Origin of the sequence: Colwellia asteriadis (assembly GCF_039523295.1) — a bacterium.
GTDB lineage: Bacteria > Pseudomonadota > Gammaproteobacteria > Enterobacterales > Alteromonadaceae > Colwellia > Colwellia asteriadis.
Genome location: NZ_BAAAFA010000005.1, coordinates 1 through 16,198 on the forward strand (window position 1 = coordinate 1; position 16,198 = coordinate 16,198).

General features: G+C 40.4%; 14 protein-coding genes. 8 read left to right on the forward strand and 6 right to left on the reverse strand.

Going from position 1 to position 16,198, the window contains the following annotated elements:
- Positions 1–688 precede the first annotated feature (688 nt).
- From ABD005_RS07890 to ABD005_RS07915, 6 genes are all read right to left on the reverse strand, one after another.
- Positions 689–1,459: an SDR family oxidoreductase gene (locus tag ABD005_RS07890; RefSeq protein WP_215980534.1), complete on the reverse strand. Its 771-nt coding sequence runs from the start codon at positions 1,457–1,459 to the stop codon at positions 689–691.
- 32 nt (positions 1,460–1,491) lie between these two features.
- Positions 1,492–2,388 carry a 3-hydroxyisobutyrate dehydrogenase gene (gene mmsB / locus ABD005_RS07895; protein ID WP_343816801.1) on the reverse strand — a complete coding sequence of 299 codons (897 nt, stop codon included), beginning with the start codon at positions 2,386–2,388 and terminating at the stop codon, positions 1,492–1,494.
- Positions 2,389–2,441: 53 nt separating this feature from the next.
- On the reverse strand, positions 2,442–3,608 hold the full coding sequence (locus tag ABD005_RS07900) for an enoyl-CoA hydratase/isomerase family protein (RefSeq protein ID WP_343816803.1): 1,167 nt from the start codon (positions 3,606–3,608) through the stop codon (positions 2,442–2,444).
- Between the two features lie 84 nt (positions 3,609–3,692).
- The gene (locus tag ABD005_RS07905; protein ID WP_343816804.1) at positions 3,693–4,481 is read right to left on the reverse strand and encodes an enoyl-CoA hydratase; all 789 of its coding nucleotides are present in this window, start codon (positions 4,479–4,481) and stop codon (positions 3,693–3,695) included.
- A 67-nt stretch (positions 4,482–4,548) separates the two neighbouring features.
- Positions 4,549–5,706, reverse strand: coding sequence for an acyl-CoA dehydrogenase family protein (locus ABD005_RS07910; RefSeq protein ID WP_343816805.1), 1,158 nt, complete (start codon positions 5,704–5,706; stop codon positions 4,549–4,551).
- A 152-nt stretch (positions 5,707–5,858) separates the two neighbouring features.
- Positions 5,859–7,058, reverse strand: coding sequence for an acetyl-CoA C-acyltransferase (locus ABD005_RS07915; RefSeq protein ID WP_343816806.1), 1,200 nt, complete (start codon positions 7,056–7,058; stop codon positions 5,859–5,861).
- A gap of 358 nt (positions 7,059–7,416) precedes the next feature.
- Here ABD005_RS07915 and ABD005_RS07920 point away from each other — a divergent pair, with 358 nt between their 5' ends.
- From ABD005_RS07920 to ABD005_RS07955, 8 genes are all read left to right on the forward strand, one after another.
- Positions 7,417–7,818: a MerR family transcriptional regulator gene (locus tag ABD005_RS07920; protein ID WP_343816807.1), complete on the forward strand. Its 402-nt coding sequence runs from the start codon at positions 7,417–7,419 to the stop codon at positions 7,816–7,818.
- A 66-nt stretch (positions 7,819–7,884) separates the two neighbouring features.
- A complete protein-coding gene (locus ABD005_RS07925) occupies positions 7,885–9,054 on the forward strand; it encodes an isovaleryl-CoA dehydrogenase (protein WP_343816809.1) in 1,170 nt (389 codons plus the stop codon).
- A 145-nt stretch (positions 9,055–9,199) separates the two neighbouring features.
- Positions 9,200–10,816: a carboxyl transferase domain-containing protein gene (locus ABD005_RS07930; protein ID WP_343816811.1), complete on the forward strand. Its 1,617-nt coding sequence runs from the start codon at positions 9,200–9,202 to the stop codon at positions 10,814–10,816.
- 69 nt (positions 10,817–10,885) lie between these two features.
- Positions 10,886–11,743, forward strand: coding sequence for an enoyl-CoA hydratase/isomerase family protein (locus tag ABD005_RS07935; RefSeq protein WP_425544891.1), 858 nt, complete (start codon positions 10,886–10,888; stop codon positions 11,741–11,743).
- A gap of 5 nt (positions 11,744–11,748) precedes the next feature.
- Positions 11,749–13,812 carry an acetyl/propionyl/methylcrotonyl-CoA carboxylase subunit alpha gene (locus ABD005_RS07940; protein WP_343816814.1) on the forward strand — a complete coding sequence of 688 codons (2,064 nt, stop codon included), beginning with the start codon at positions 11,749–11,751 and terminating at the stop codon, positions 13,810–13,812.
- A gap of 2 nt (positions 13,813–13,814) precedes the next feature.
- Positions 13,815–14,747 carry a hydroxymethylglutaryl-CoA lyase gene (locus ABD005_RS07945; protein WP_343816815.1) on the forward strand — a complete coding sequence of 311 codons (933 nt, stop codon included), beginning with the start codon at positions 13,815–13,817 and terminating at the stop codon, positions 14,745–14,747.
- A gap of 35 nt (positions 14,748–14,782) precedes the next feature.
- Positions 14,783–15,520, forward strand: a complete 738-nt coding sequence (locus ABD005_RS07950; protein WP_343816817.1) for a CoA transferase subunit A — start codon at positions 14,783–14,785, stop codon at positions 15,518–15,520.
- Positions 15,521–15,522: 2 nt separating this feature from the next.
- Entirely contained in the window at positions 15,523–16,179 is a 657-nt protein-coding gene (locus tag ABD005_RS07955) for a 3-oxoacid CoA-transferase subunit B (RefSeq protein WP_343816818.1), read from the forward strand.
- The last annotated feature ends 19 nt before the right edge of the window (positions 16,180–16,198 follow it).

The following is a 16,198-nucleotide window of genomic DNA, read 5'->3' on the forward strand; positions in this document are numbered from 1 at the left end:
CATGTGTTAAGCCTGCCGCCAGCGTTCAATCTGAGCCATGATCAAACTCTTCAATTAAAAATCGTTTGTGCATCTAAGATGCTGCTCAATGAATTCTGTCGTGATACCAATTCCTAATAAAAGAAGTTGATATCGCATTACATATATAAGTATATATTCGTACCTTATAAATAATATTGCATGAACATCATTCATTGAAGCGTTTTTTTGTTCCGCTTATAAAAGCTAAGAACTTAAGTAAAACATCAATAAAGTGAGTGTTCACACAAATTGCATGATAACTAATTGTTAAAGAAGAAGATAAGAGTCACATTCGCTCATTATCATCGCTACTGGTAAGTAGCGTGCTTGTTGCCGTAGCCCCGAAGCAGGATGCGTATCATACGCCTCCGAGTTTTGATGTCAACCTTTAATTTCAAATTAATTTTAAAATCATTTAAAAGTAAACGTTAAGTGGCTTGTTTATTCGATAATACGAGTAGATAAGCTATCAAAACAGTTCTTTCGGGCTTCTTTTTGGCTGAACCCCTTGGAACTGGAGCGCATTATAGAGAGCTAACTTGAATGCGCAAGGGTTATTTTCATTTTAATGATTTTTTTGTTTTGAATGCTTATTTAACAAACAAAAAAGAGTATTTTGTTCAAAAAACACTCTTCACTTGCAGTGTTTATCTTAAAAGGTAGCTAGCTACATACAAAGGCCGCCATCAATTTCGACAACTCGGCCCGTAAAAAAGTCATTTTCAAAGATGTACTTTGCAGTGTGAGCTATTTCTTCTGCTTCACCTAACCGCCCTACAGGTTTCATTTTTTCCAGTCTATCTCGCATTTCAGGTTTCATAGCATCGGTCATTGCAGTACGTATAACACCTGGTGCAATAGCTCCAACACGAATACCGTGCCTACCAAGCTCCCTTGCCCACGTAGTAGTCATGGCAACAACACCAGCTTTAGCAGCAGCATAGTTAGTTTGTCCGATATTACCACCACGGGCAATTGATGACATATTGATAATCACCCCTGACTTATTTCCTTCTATCATATGCACTGCAGCTTCACGGCCACATAAAAATACGCCAGTTAAATTGACATCAATAACCGATTGAAAGCTCTCTAATGACATTTTTTTACTGACAACGCCATCTTTAGCTTTTACGAACATACCATCTCGCAAGATACCTGCATTATTTACTAATCCGTCAATGCCATTAAAGTCGTGATTGATTTGCTTAAACACTTCTTCTACTGCAGTTTCCTGACTTACATTAGCAAGGTAATACCTTACTTGAGTATTTTCATGCCCTGCGGCATGTACTTGCTTAACGCTTTCTTGTAATTGCTCTTCATTTAAGTCAATCAGTGCAATATTAGCGCCTGACTTTGCGAAATGAATCGCCATAGTTAACCCTAAGCCTTGACCGCCACCAGTGATAACAATTGTTTTATTTTCTAAATTCATAAGATGAGATACTCGCTATTGTCTAATAAGTACTATTTGCTCGGTAAATTGAATACATTAAATATACTGGAAAAATCTTTACTGCCATTGCCTGTATTGGCATGCATAGCGTATAAACTCCGAGCTAAGGCTCCCAAAGGGGTTGATGAATGACTTGCCAACGCGGTTTCCATCGCTAAACCAAGATCTTTAGCCATTAAATCAACCATAAAGCCGCCTTGATAGTTATTTGAAGAAGGAACATTATCCATAACATCAGGACAAGGGTTATAAACATCAAGGGTCCAGTTACTGCCAGAGCTTTTACTCATGATGTTAGATAAGACTTTAGGATCTAAGCCATTCGCCATACCTAACTGTAATGCTTCACTGGTACCAATCATTAATATTGATAGCAGCATATTGTTGCAAGCTTTGGCTATTTGACCAGCGCCATGTTCACCAGCATGAAAAATATTCTTTCCCATTGCTTCAAGTATTGGGCTAGCTTGTTCAAACTCAGCTAAACTACCACCAACCATAAAACTTAATGTTCCTGCAACAGCCCCACCAACGCCTCCTGAAACCGGGGCATCAACAAAACCAATCTTTTTTTGAGCTAGCGCTTGGGCAACTTTACATGAAGTAGCGGCATCAATAGTTGATGAATCTATAACTAAACTGTTTGGCTCTATATAATTAATAAGTCCTGTTTTTTCGGTTAAATATACCGCGTCAACATGTTTACCGGCAGGCAACATAGAAATAATAAACTGTGCGTTTTGAACACACTCGGCAGCTGTCTTTTTAGTTACCGCGCCAGCAGCAACAACTTTACTTACCGCCTCATCAGCCAAGTCAAACACGCAGACTTGGTGGCCTGCTTTCACTAAGTTAATAGCCATTGGGCTACCCATGTTACCTAAACCGATAAAAGCAATATTCGCCATAATGTTCCCTTTAACCTCTTGTATGTTTAATAATTTTTTGGTTTTACCGTCTACTAGGTTAATTTAGCCAGTGGGTGTGTTTCTTTTGACCAAGCCGAGTCAAAAAACCAATCTAGTACGGATTTTTCAATACAATCAACCGATGAGTAACGCCATTGAGGTGTGTTATCTTTGTCGATTAATAAAGCGCGTACACCTTCTAAAAACTCGCCAAAATAACCACATTTTACCGCTAAGTTTAACTCCATTTTAAAACAGTCGGCTAATGGCATACCTTTACCACGCTGCAATTGCGAATACGCTAATTGAGCACTTAACATACTGCCTTTTTGTAATGACTGTTGAGCGCGACTTAACCATTTATCATCGCTATCAATAGCATCAATAGCGCTAACAATATCAATTAATGTGCTTTTATCGACAAGCTGGCTGATCAATGCTTGATGTGACTTTATAGGCGAGCTAGGTAGTTTGTTTACACAACTTTGCTCAAACTCTTGTAGAAGCTGTGATGTTTTATCGTGATTAAGCGGAATAGTTTCTCCCCAATTAATCATTTTAAGTTGCTCAAGCAAGTTTTCTTTATGTTGCTGTTCAATAAAATAATCGGCAAGTTGGCAATATTTAGCATCCGCAGCATTAATAGAGGCACCTGTTAATGCTAAAAACAAACCACAGCCTACTGGCATTTTATTGAGAAAATAACTTCCGCCGACATCAGGGAATAAGCCGATGCTAATTTCAGGCATAGCAATACGTGAACTTTCCGTAACCACACGATGGCTAGCACCAGCCATTAAACCTAGCCCTCCGCCCATAACAATACCACTTCCCCAAACAATAAAAGGCTTGTTGAAGGTATGGATTAAAAAGTCTAGTTGATATTCTTGCGTAAAATATTCTGTAATAATGGGAGAAAAGTGATTATCCGTCGTTAATTGATCAGTTGCTGTATTCGCGTCATGAGTGGCAACATGCTCTTTCATTGCCTGATATAAATGAACAATATCGCCACCTGCGCAAAAAGCTTTTTCTCCTTCACCCTGTAAAAAGACCGCGGCAATATCTTGCTGTTGCTGCCAGCTTAATAACTTAGGGTAAAGTAATGCTATCATTTCACCGCTAAGTGCATTGAGTGATTTGGGAGAGTTAAGTGTAATAACCCCTATTTTTTTTCCGTTATCACAGCTCAACTCTTGAAATATAACTACGTCCGTCATAATTTTCCTATTTGATGTTACTAGTTTTGGCTTTTCGGTACTTTCAACTACTCAACGCTTTATTGGCATTGTATATAAGCAGTACTACTTATTTCGCCAAACGGGTTTTCGTTTTTCGAGAAAGGCTTGCACTCCCTCTTTTTGGTCGTGTGAATCAAATAAATCAACAAAAGCCTGACGTTCGTGTACTAATGCCTGATTAATAGGCATAACACGATTTTTTTGAATTAACTGCTTACAAGCAGTTACCGCTACTGGGCTCTGTTTGGCAACTTTTTCAGCAAGAGCAAGAGCACTAGCTTTACCTTCACCTTGAGCAACGACTTCTTCAACTAAATTGATCAATAATGCTTTTTCAGCATTAAGGCGCTCGCCACATAAAATCATACGCTTAGTCCAACCTTCTCCTACAAGTAATGCAAGATTTTGTGTACCACCAGCGCAAGGTAATAAACCTACCGTTGCTTCAGGCAACGCCATAACAGCATGCGCTTCAGCAATTCGAATATCACATGCTAGCGCAACTTCTAAACCTCCGCCCATGGCGTAGCCATTAATTGCTGAAATAGAAACGCCTCTAAAGTCAGATAAAGTTTCAAACGCTTGACCAAAAATATTACTCATCTGCGCAGCAACTTGTTTATCACCATCGGCAAAAACATTTAAGTCTGCACCCGCTGAAAAAAACTTTTCACCATCACCCGTTAAAACCAAGGCATAAATATTTTTGTCTTCATTTAAGGCTAAAACCAAGTCACGTAAATCAGTTAAACTTTGTGCTGTCCATGTGTGTGCTGGAGGGTTATTAAAGGTAACCACTGCGGTGTGATCAACAACCTCTACTTTTAAATATTGTGATGAATACTCAGACATGTAACTTTTTCTCCTAAATTTTTGGTAAATATGCAGGCAATTATTTCGCTAAAAATACTAAAAAAAGCTAAAGCAGCTGCCCTGCTCCTTCCGTTAATAAGCGACGAGCAATAATAACGCGCATAATTTCATTAGTGCCTTCTAAAATCTGATGAACACGTACATCTCTAAAGTGGCGCTCTAATGGGTATTCTTTAATGTAGCCATAGCCACCGTGAATTTGTAATGCAGCATCACACACTTGAAAACCAATATCGGTTGCAAAACGTTTTGCCATCGCACAATAAGCGGTTTTTTCAGCATCGTTTTGATCCAATTTATAGGCTGCAAGCCTAACAAGTTGTCTAGCTGCAACAAGCTCAGTAGCCATATCAGCTAATTTAAATTGTAAACCTTGAAAGGCGGCAATAGGTTTGCCAAATTGTTCACGTTCCTGCATGTAAGACATCGCAGTATTGAGTGCTTGTTGCGCAGTACCAATAGAACAAGTCGCGATATTTATACGACCGCCATCAAGTCCTTTCATGGCTAAAGTAAAACCATCGCCTTCATTAGCAAGTAAGTTTTCACGAGGTATTTTGACATTATCAAAGGTTATTTGTTTGGTTGGCTGGGCATTCCAGCCCATTTTCTCTTCTGCTTTGCCATAAATAACCCCAGGTGCATCTGCAGGAATAACGACGGCAGACACCCCTTTTGCCCCAGCTTCACCGGTGCGAACCATAACCACTAACACGTCAGTTTCACCAGCGCCTGAAATAAACATTTTTGAACCATTAATAATATAATGTTCGCCTTCAGCTTTAGCACTGGTACGTAATGATGCGGCATCTGAGCCTGAACCCGGTTCAGTTAAACAATATGAAGCGAGTTTTTCACCCGTGACAAGTTCAGCGCACCAAGTATCTTTAACGGCTTTTGTGCCCCAAGTAGCAATCATCCACGTTGCCATGTTATGAATAGTTAACATCGCTGTGGTAGTGGTACACCCCATGGCGAGTTGTTCAAAAATAATTGATGAATCTAATCTACTCAATCCTAAGCCGCCGACTTCTTCTGGCGCATATAGACCACAAAAGCCAAGTTCACCCGCTTTGCTAATAGTTGCTCTGGGAAAAAAGTGCTCTTGATCCCATTGGGCTGCGTAAGGTAATAGTTCGCTGTCACTAAACTGTTTGGCCGTTTCAGCAAACATTTGTTGGTCTTGTGTTAAGTCAAAGTTCATCAATAATTCCTATCGTTAAAAGCATATTCATATATTCAGTAAGTAGTTATTCATCTTTGTGGTATGGTTCAAGTTAAAGAAAAAGCACGCAGTTAACGTTAATCAATAAATACTTCTAACAAATAAATTGCTCCATACCACATAACTGGTAACTACATAACTTCTAATGCGATTGCTGTTGCTTCACCACCACCAATACATAAAGAAGCAACACCTTTTGGCTTACCACCTTCAGTTAACGCTTTATTTTTAAGCGCATGAATTAATGTAACCATAATACGAGCACCACTAGCGCCCAGTGGATGACCTAATGCACAAGCTCCACCATTAACATTTACTTTATTGATATCAAGCGAAAGGTTTTTCACAGCAAGCATAGTTACCATGGCAAAAGCTTCATTAATTTCAAAAAGATCTACCTCTGAAGTTTCCCAGTTAGCTTTCGCAAGCACTTTGGTCATTGCGCCAACTGGCGCTACGGTGAATTCGCTTGGCGCTTGAGCATGAGTTGCATGGGCAACTACTTTACAAAGCGGTGTTAAGCCACGCTTTGTTGCTTCAGATAACTTCATCATCACTAAAGCAGCACCACCATCTGAAATAGAGCTAGAGTTAGCAGCAGTTATAGTGCCGTCTTTTTTAAAAGCGGCGCGTAGCGATGGTATTTTATCAGGGCGTGCATTACCTGGTTGTTCATCGGTATCAATTGTGACTTCTTTACGTCGCTCAATGAACGTAACGGGGGTCACTTCATTTTTAAATGCACCGCTTTCAATCGCCGCATTAGCACGAGATAAAGAGCGAATCGCAAATTCATCCATGGCTTCACGCGTAAAGTTTGAGGCATCAGCCGTTTCTTGAGCAAAGCAGCCCATTGAAATACCATCATAGGCATTTTCAAGGCCATCAAGCATCATATGATCGAGCACTTGACCATGCCCCATACGCATTCCACTTCTGGCATTAGGTAATAGATAAGGTGCATTACTCATGCTTTCCATGCCGCCAGCAACAGCAACATCAATACTGCCTGCTAATAAAGCATCATGTGCTTGCATTGCCGCTTTCATGCCTGAGCCACACACTTTATTTATGGTGGTACATACCGTAGATAACGCTAAACCAGCAGCAATCGATGCTTGACGTGCAGGTGCTTGCTTTAAACCCGCAGGTAAAACACAGCCCATTATCACTTCATCAACTTGATCATTCGCTATATTGGCTTGCGCTACTGCGGCTTTAATTGCGCTTGCGCCCAACTCAGGTGCACTAACGGCAGATAAGCACCCACCAAAGCCCCCCATAGGGGTTCTAACCGCAGAAACAATCACGATAGGATCTGATAATGACATTGTTTTCTCCAACAAAAAGGTTACATAAAAAATACTGATTTAATCAAGACTAACTTAATCACTGCTTTACGCCAACGTAAACTTACTAAGAGATTCTTTTGTTCTCAGCCAAACTGTAAGAAGATAATTACAGTTAAATGTAAAGTTGATTGAACTTAAAAACTCAAGCAATAGCTTAAAATATATAGCATTAGTCTGACCTTATCCCTAGACAGCACTAAAATTAAGAACTAACACAGCATTAATACAGCAAGCTTAAAAAACTAAGTATCTCTATTAACAAAACACCGCACAACTTTACGTTAACGTAAACTTCATATAAGATAAATCAATAAATACAATTTTTGAGAAGAAGTAGATGACTAAAAAGATAAGTTCGCTCAGCTATTCCATTAGTGATTTATCAAAAGAATTTGACATTACTACCCGCAGCATACGTTTTTACGAAGACCAAGGATTAATTGCCCCCTCAAGAAAAGGGCAAACCCGTATCTATAATCAACGCGATAGAGTTCGCCTTAAACTGATTTTACGTGGTAAACGATTAGGGTTTTCATTAGCTGAAACAGGACGACTATTTGAGCTTTATGATGTGGATAAAACCAGTGCAACTCAACTCAATAGCATTATGTCTTTAATATCTGACAAAAAATCTGATTTAAAACAGCAGCTTGATGATATAAACGCCGTATTGATTGAACTCGATGATTTAGAGAATAACTGTAAAGATATTTTATCATCACTAGAAAATAACAAATAACAAATAACAAATAACAAATAACAAATAACAAATAACAAGCTTACAGAACATAAATGAGGAAACACCATGATTTCACGATACAGCTCTCTTAATTTTAATTTAGGCGAAACCGCCGATATGATTCGCGACCAAGTGAATGCATTTGCCCGTGATGAAATAGCCCCTCGTGCCGAAAAAATTGATATTGATAATGAGTTTCCTAATGATTTATGGCGTAAGTTTGGAGACATGGGCTTATTAGGTATTACCGTGCCTGAAGAATTTGGTGGTAGCGGTTTAGGCTATATGGAACATGTTATTGCCATTGAAGAAATAAGCCGTGCCAGTGCCTCGGTAGGTTTAAGCTATGGCGCGCATTCAAACCTTTGTGTAAACCAAATTAATCGCAACGGTAGCCAAGCACAAAAAGAAAAATACTTACCAAAACTTTGCTCTGGTGAACATATTGGCGCACTAGCAATGAGTGAGCCTAACGCAGGCTCGGATGTTGTTAGCATGAAGCTTAGTGCAGTAAAGCAAGGCAATAAATACGTTCTCAATGGTAATAAGATGTGGATCACTAACGGCCCTGACGCTCACACTTATGTTATTTATGCCAAAACAGACCTTAACGCTGGCTCAAAAGGCATGACCGCTTTTATTGTTGAGCGTGATTACCCTGGCTTTTCACGCCATCAAAAATTAGACAAATTAGGTATGCGTGGTTCAAATACCTGTGAGTTGGTTTTCCAAGACTGTGAAGTACCTGAAGAAAATGTTCTCGGAGAAGTTGGTCGTGGCGTGCAAGTACTTATGAGCGGCTTAGATTATGAACGCGTAGTACTTTCTGGTGGTCCATTGGGCATTATGACCGCTTGTATGGATAACGTTATTCCTTATATTCACGACCGAAAACAATTTGGCCAATCCATTGGCGAGTTTCAATTAATTCAGGGCAAAGTTGCTGATATGTACACCCAAATGAATGCCGCTCGCTCTTACGTATATAATGTGGCACAAGCTTGTGACCGTGGTGAAACTACACGTAAAGATGCAGCAGGCGTTATTTTATATAGTGCTGAGCTAGCGACCAAAATGGCACTTGATGCAATTCAAATTTTAGGTGGTAACGGTTATATCAATGAGTTCCCAGTCGCGCGTTTACTGCGTGATGCTAAGCTATATGAAATAGGTGCCGGTACTTCTGAAATTCGCCGTATGTTGATAGGTCGTGAATTATTCAACGAATCTAAGTAATCTAAACTCGGTTTAAGAGATATTTAACAAAGAAGTTAGTAAAAATGGCTGCTAGAGAAACATTTGTTAAGCCGAGAGCAGGTTAAGTAATCATTACTAAGGTAATTTTTTTTTAATAAAACCAATTAAATAATAGGGCTTTCCCGTGGCAAAAATAATTTCAAAAATCAATATTCGAAGTCAGGAGTTTTCTGATAATGCTGCGCATATGCAAACTCAAATTGATGATTTACGCAATAAGCTCAGTGAGATTAAATTAGGTGGTGGTGAACGCAGTCGTCAGCGCCACTTGGAACGGGGTAAACTATTACCACGCGAGCGCATTAATGCGTTATTAGATGAAGGTTCAGCTTTTCTAGAGTTATCACAACTTGCCGCTTATAAAGTGTATGACGATAATGTACCTGCTGCTGGCATTATTACCGGCATTGGTCGAGTATCAGGACAAGAGTGTGTCATTGTTGCCAACGACGCCACCGTCAAAGGCGGCACTTACTACCCTCTTACGGTCAAAAAACACCTTAGAGCACAAGCTATTGCTCAAGAGAATAACCTACCGTGTATTTATTTAGTGGACTCGGGCGGTGCTAACCTGCCCAATCAGGATGATGTTTTCCCTGATAAAGAACATTTTGGTCGTATTTTTTTCAATCAAGCAAATATGTCTGCTAATAATATTCCACAGATTGCCGTAGTCATGGGTTCATGTACTGCCGGTGGCGCTTATGTTCCTGCCATGGCTGATGAGTCAATTATTGTTAAAGAGCAAGGCACTATCTTTTTAGCTGGCCCACCACTAGTAAAAGCAGCAACGGGGGAAGAAGTTAGCGCTGAAGACTTAGGCGGTGCTGATGTGCATTGTCGTACCTCTGGCGTTACTGATCACTATGCTCAAAACGACCACCACGCACTAGATATTGCAAGAGCTGCAGTAAAAAATTTAAATCGCATTAAACCTATTAATATGCACCTGCACGCATTAGATAGTGTAGAAGCGCCAAGTTATGCATGCGAAGAAATCTACGGCATTATCCCAAAAGAGACGAAGCAACCTTACGATGTCCGCGAAATTATTGCTCGAGTAGTTGACGGCAGTAATTTTGATGAGTTTAAAGCGTTGTATGGCACAACCCTTGTCTGTGGTTTTGCAAAAATATTCGGTTATAGTGTTGGCATTGTCGCAAATAACGGCGTGCTTTTTGGTGAATCAGCCGAAAAAGGCGCTCATTTCATTCAACTTTGTGCACAACGTAAAATTCCATTGGTATTTTTACAAAATATTACCGGCTTTATGGTGGGTAAACAGTATGAATCTGGTGGTATTGCCAAGCATGGCGCTAAAATGGTTACCGCAGTTGCAACCGCTCAAGTACCTAAGTTTACCTTACTAATTGGTGGTAGCTTTGGCGCGGGTAATTACGGTATGTGTGGTCGAGCTTATGATCCTCGCTTCTTATTTATGTGGCCTAATGCGCGTATTTCAGTAATGGGTGGCGAACAAGCCGCTGGTGTTATGGCACAAGTCACTCGCGATAAAAAAGCTAAACTCGGTGAGTCTTGGTCAGCAGAGCAAGAGCAAACGTTTAAGCAACCTATTATTGATGACTACGAGCATCAAGGTCACCCTTATTATGCTTCAGCACGTTTATGGGACGACGGTATTATTGACCCTGCCGATACACGTAAAGTGTTGGGTTTAGCTATTTCTGCAGCGCTTAATAAAACCATTGAAGACACCAAGTTTGGTATTTTCAGAATGTAATAAGTTACCGCCGATTTAGCTAACAGAATGTACATCGGTTAGCTCATCAGTGTTGAGGACAATAAAATGATTGATAACATTGCAAATCAAATATCTAACGAAGGTGAAAGTGCAGTACTGTTTAGCGTAGATGACAGCGGCGTCGCTTATGTCACGTTAAACACCCCTGATAAGCATAATGCCTTTGACGATACCATTATTGCCACATTAACCGCCACCTTTAGTGAAATAGCAAAACGTGATGATATTCGCGTGGTTATTTTACAAGCCAACGGTAAAAGCTTTAGCGCAGGTGCTGATTTAGCGTGGATGCAGCGAATGGCAAGCTATAGCTATGAAGATAACTTAAACGATGCCAATAAATTAGCCGTCATGTTAAAAACGCTTAACTTTTTACCACAACCGACCATTGCAAAAATACAAGGAGCCGCTTTTGGTGGTGCTGTTGGTTTAGTCAGCTGCTGTGACATTGCTATTGCAAGTAATAAAGCCAGCTTTTGTTTAAGTGAAGTCAAACTAGGATTAATACCCGCAACCATCAGTCCTTATGTTATTAACGCAATAGGGGTTAAAGCATCGCGACGTTACTTTCAAACTGCCGAACGCTTTTTTGCTGACAAAGCACTACAGCTTGGTTTGGTTGATGAGGTTACAGAGCCTGAGTTATTAAACGATGCGCTAAATGCTATGGTGAAAAAACTGCTTAATAATGGCCCTGATGCCATGGCACAAGCCAAACAGCTTATTTTTGATGTTGCTTACCAGCCCATTAATAACAATTTGCTTGCCGACACCAGTGAGCGTATCGCAAAAATAAGAGTCTCTGCTGAAGGACAAGAAGGTTTAAGTGCCTTTTTTGATAAACGCGCACCCGCATGGCAACACGCTATTACCTCACCTGTTACCGAAAATAAGAGCAAAGGATAACCCTCATGTTTACTAAAATATTAATTGCCAACCGTGGTGAAATTGCTTGTCGAATTATTAAGACCGCCAAAAAAATGGGAATTCTAACGGTTGCGGTTTATTCTGATGCAGATAAAGACGCTTTACATGTACATATGGCAGACGAAGCGATTTACCTTGGTCCCTCGCCTTCGCGTGAGAGCTACTTATTAGGCGATAAAGTTCTTGCTGCTGCGAAAAAAACAGGCGCCCAAGCCATTCATCCTGGTTACGGTTTTTTATCTGAAAACAGTGATTTTTGTCGTGCTTGTAGCGAGCAAAACATTACTTTTATTGGTCCTCCTGTTGGCGCCATTGAAGCGATGGGATCAAAATCTGCTGCTAAAAATATTATGGAAAAAGCACAAGTTCCTTTAGTGCCTGGCTATCATGGTGATGATCAAAACGAACGGGTGTTAAAAAAAGCAGCTGATGACATGGGTTATCCAGTACTACTTAAAGCAACCGCTGGCGGCGGTGGTAAAGGCATGCGACAAGTTTGGTCTGAAAATGAATTTAGTGACGGTTTTGCCGCAGCAAAACGTGAAGCAATGTCATCTTTTGGCGATGATACTATGCTGGTTGAAAAGTACTTAACCCAACCTCGTCATGTAGAAATTCAAGTGTTTTGTGATAACCATAATAATGCTGTTTACCTCTTTGAGCGAGACTGTTCGGTACAACGCCGTCATCAAAAAGTGATTGAAGAAGCACCAGCATTTAACATGAGCGAAGCACTACGCGCTCAAATGGGTGAGTCGGCAATAAAGTCAGCGCAAGCTATTGGCTATCAAGGCGCAGGAACTGTGGAATTCTTACTTGATATTGATGGCTCATTTTACTTTATGGAAATGAATACCCGTTTGCAAGTAGAGCATCCCGTCACAGAAATGATTTCTGGACAAGATTTAGTAGAATGGCAATTGCGTGTTGCCGCTGGTGAGAAGCTCCCCAAATCACAACAAGAACTAACCCTGAACGGCCATGCATTTGAGGCACGTATTTATGCTGAAGACCCAAATAATGACTTTCTTCCTGCCACAGGTACATTAAACCTACTAAAAACGCCAATAGAAAGTTCGCATGTGCGTATTGATACTGGTGTTAGGCAAGGCGATGAGGTGAGTGTTTTTTACGACCCGATGATTGCTAAATTAATTGTATGGGATGAGAGCCGTGCTAAAGCCTTACAACGCCTAACCAAAGCATTAAGAGAATACCGCATTGATGGCGTCACTACCAATATCGACTTTTTATATAATGTTGCGACAACGCAAGCATTTCAGCGAGAGCAAATTGATACCGGCTTTATTGAAAAAAATCAGAGTGCTATTTTTCACCAAGCAACGACAACCGATGAGTGCATGAAAATAACGCATAAACTACCCATTGCGGCATTATTTTTAGTGTTGTCACTCGCGCAAAAATCAAAGAAAAGCGCTTTAAAAAGCTCAGACCCTCACTCCCCTTGGCATCATAGCGATGCTTGGCGTTTAAACGAGCTACACCATCACCGTTTTACGCTTGCCTATGACGAGCAGACATTTCATATTAATGTTGAGCAACAAAGTCGAGCAGAGCAGCGCGACTTTATAATCTACATTCAAAGTGACAGCAGTGACACAAGCCAAAAATTTATCTGCCAAGGTGAATTAATGGGTGAAAATATCATTGCTGTTATTGATGGTCACCGTAGTCAAACAGTGATTGCACAAAGTGATAATAGCCTTAATTTATATCAAGAAGATGGCGTATATAGCTTTACCCAAGTAGTAGCCGATCGTGGACAAAGCAATGAAGCAAGTGTTCATGGCGGCTTAAATGCCCCAATGAATGGCACTATAATCAGCGTGTTAGTTAACGCAGGAGATAATGTTACCAAAGATCAACCATTAATGATTATGGAAGCCATGAAAATGGAACACACCATTAAAGCTCCCTGCAATGGCACCATTAACGAAGTATTTTTCAACACTGGAGATATGGTTGATGGTGGTGCTGCTTTACTTGCTTTTAGCAGTGATAACAGCCCTACTAACAAGGAGCTTTGATAATGAATGATATAACTCAAACCAGCTCACCTACATTACCGACATTCGTTAAAATTGTTGAGGTAGGCCCACGTGATGGCTTGCAAAATGAAGTTATTCCTATCTCAGCACAAGATAAAGTTTCTTTAATAACTCAACTTGCAGATGCAGGTGTGAGTTATATAGAAAGTGGTAGTTTTGTATCACCTAAATGGGTGCCACAAATGGCAACTTCCACTGAAGTTTTTCAAACATTAACACGTAAACCTAGTGTCACTTATGCCGCACTAACACCAAATATGAAAGGGTTTGAAGCGGCAATGGCAGCGGGAGCTGATGAAGTAGCAATATTTGCAGCAGCATCAGAAAGCTTTAGCCAAAAAAACATTAATTGCTCAATTGAGGAAAGCATTACACGCTTTGAGCCAATATTAGCCGCCGCTAAAAATGCCAATATTAAAGTACGCGGTTATGTCTCTTGTGTTGTAGGTTGCCCATACGAAGGAAACATCTCCCCTGATGCCGTCGCTTTGGTTGCTCAAACCTTATACAACAAAGGCTGCTATGAGGTATCACTTGGCGATACTATAGGTGTAGGCACACCAGCGAGTGTAACAAAGATGTTACAGGCAGTTAGCGCACGTGTACCAATGGCTAAACTAGCAGTTCATTTTCATGATACCTATGGCCAAGCGTTAACTAACATTTACGCAGCACTTCAGCTTGGTATAAATGTCGTTGACTCGGCTATTGCAGGCTTAGGCGGCTGTCCCTATGCTAAGGGCGCTTCTGGCAATGTTGCAACGGAAGATGTTGTCTACCTATTAAATGGTTTAGGTATAGAATCAAATATAGATTTCAATAAACTGCTCAGCGCAGGATGGTTTATCAGCGATAAACTAGGTAAGGCCCCCATATCAAAAGTATCTAACGCCTACCTAGCTAAAGCTCAATAAAATAGAGTTCATAACTAATTACTCAGGAGAGAAAAATGGCAGGATTTGACAAAGTAGTGTCAAGCTACGAAGAAGCCATGGCAGGGTTAATCGATAACATGACCATTATTGCTGGCGGTTTCGGTTTATGTGGTATTCCAGAGAACCTTATCGCCGAAATAAAGCGTAAAGGAACTAAAGGCTTAACCTTGGTTTCAAATAACTGTGGCGTAGATGACTTTGGGTTAGGCGTACTCCTACCTAACCGTCAAATAAAAAAAATTATTGCATCATATGTTGGTGAAAATGCCGAATTTGAACGCCAAATGATGGCAGGTGAATTAGAAGTAGAATTAACACCACAAGGAACATTAGCTGAAAAAATGCGTGCTGGCGGCGCTGGTATTCCTGCATTTTTTACAGCGACAGGGGTTGGCACTCCAGTAGCCGAAGGCAAAGAAGAGCGAAGCTTTAACGGACGAGACTATATTTTAGAAGAAGCGATTACTGGCGACTTTGCTATTGTTAAAGCATGGAAGGCCGACAGGTATGGCAATTTAGTTTTTCGAAAAACAGCACGTAACTTTAACCCATTAGCAGCGACTGCGGGTAAAATTACGGTAGTTGAAGTTGAAGAAATTGTTGAAGTAGGTGAATTAGACCCTGATCAAATTCACACTCCAGGTATTTACGTTAATCGTGTGATTAAAGGCAGTTTTGAAAAGCGCATTGAGCAACGTACTACTCGCCCAGCAGACTCAGAAACTGCCCAACCAAAGCATCAGGGAGAATAACCATGGCTTTATCAAGAGAGCAAATTGCTCAACGTGTTGCCCAAGAATTAAAAGACGGTTATTACGTCAACTTAGGCATTGGTATCCCAACACTTGTTGCTAACTTTGTGCCAAAAGGTATTGAAGTAATGTTACAGTCTGAAAACGGTTTACTGGGTATGGGACAATTCCCAACAGAAGGTGAAATTGACGCAGACTTAATCAATGCTGGCAAACAAACCGTTACTATGGCAACAGGTGCTTCTATTTTTGATTCTGCCGAGTCATTTGCCATGATTCGTGGTGGTCATGTTGATTTAACGGTACTAGGCGCTTTTGAAGTTGATGTTCATGGCAATATTGCTTCTTACATGATCCCAGGAAAGCTAATTAAAGGCATGGGCGGTGCTATGGATTTAGTTGCAGGCGCAGACAATATTATTGTAACTATGACTCACGCATCGAAGCATGGTGTATCTAAGCTGCTTAATAATTGCTCTTTACCGTTAACCGGTAAAGGTTGTATTAAAAAAGTACTTACTGATCTTGCCTTTATTGAAATAAAACAAGGTAAGTTTCATTTACTTGAGCGTGCACCTGGCGTTACCGTAGAAGAAATTATTAAATTAACCGAAGGTGAGCTCATCGTAAACGGTAATATACCTGAAATGAAATTTTAGTAAACATGAGACTCAATAA

Coding starts and splice junctions, on each gene's coding strand:
- ABD005_RS07890 (WP_215980534.1), bottom strand. CDS start 1,459: ATGAATTTAGAAAATAAAACAATTGTTATCACTGGTGGCGGTCAAGGC.
- mmsB (WP_343816801.1), bottom strand. CDS start 2,388: ATGGCGAATATTGCTTTTATCGGTTTAGGTAACATGGGTAGCCCAATG.
- ABD005_RS07900 (WP_343816803.1), bottom strand. CDS start 3,608: ATGACGGACGTAGTTATATTTCAAGAGTTGAGCTGTGATAACGGAAAA.
- ABD005_RS07905 (WP_343816804.1), bottom strand. CDS start 4,481: ATGTCTGAGTATTCATCACAATATTTAAAAGTAGAGGTTGTTGATCAC.
- ABD005_RS07910 (WP_343816805.1), bottom strand. CDS start 5,706: ATGAACTTTGACTTAACACAAGACCAACAAATGTTTGCTGAAACGGCC.
- ABD005_RS07915 (WP_343816806.1), bottom strand. CDS start 7,058: ATGTCATTATCAGATCCTATCGTGATTGTTTCTGCGGTTAGAACCCCT.
- ABD005_RS07920 (WP_343816807.1), top strand. CDS start 7,417: ATGACTAAAAAGATAAGTTCGCTCAGCTATTCCATTAGTGATTTATCA.
- ABD005_RS07925 (WP_343816809.1), top strand. CDS start 7,885: ATGATTTCACGATACAGCTCTCTTAATTTTAATTTAGGCGAAACCGCC.
- ABD005_RS07940 (WP_343816814.1), top strand. CDS start 11,749: ATGTTTACTAAAATATTAATTGCCAACCGTGGTGAAATTGCTTGTCGA.
- ABD005_RS07945 (WP_343816815.1), top strand. CDS start 13,815: ATGAATGATATAACTCAAACCAGCTCACCTACATTACCGACATTCGTT.
- ABD005_RS07950 (WP_343816817.1), top strand. CDS start 14,783: ATGGCAGGATTTGACAAAGTAGTGTCAAGCTACGAAGAAGCCATGGCA.
- ABD005_RS07955 (WP_343816818.1), top strand. CDS start 15,523: ATGGCTTTATCAAGAGAGCAAATTGCTCAACGTGTTGCCCAAGAATTA.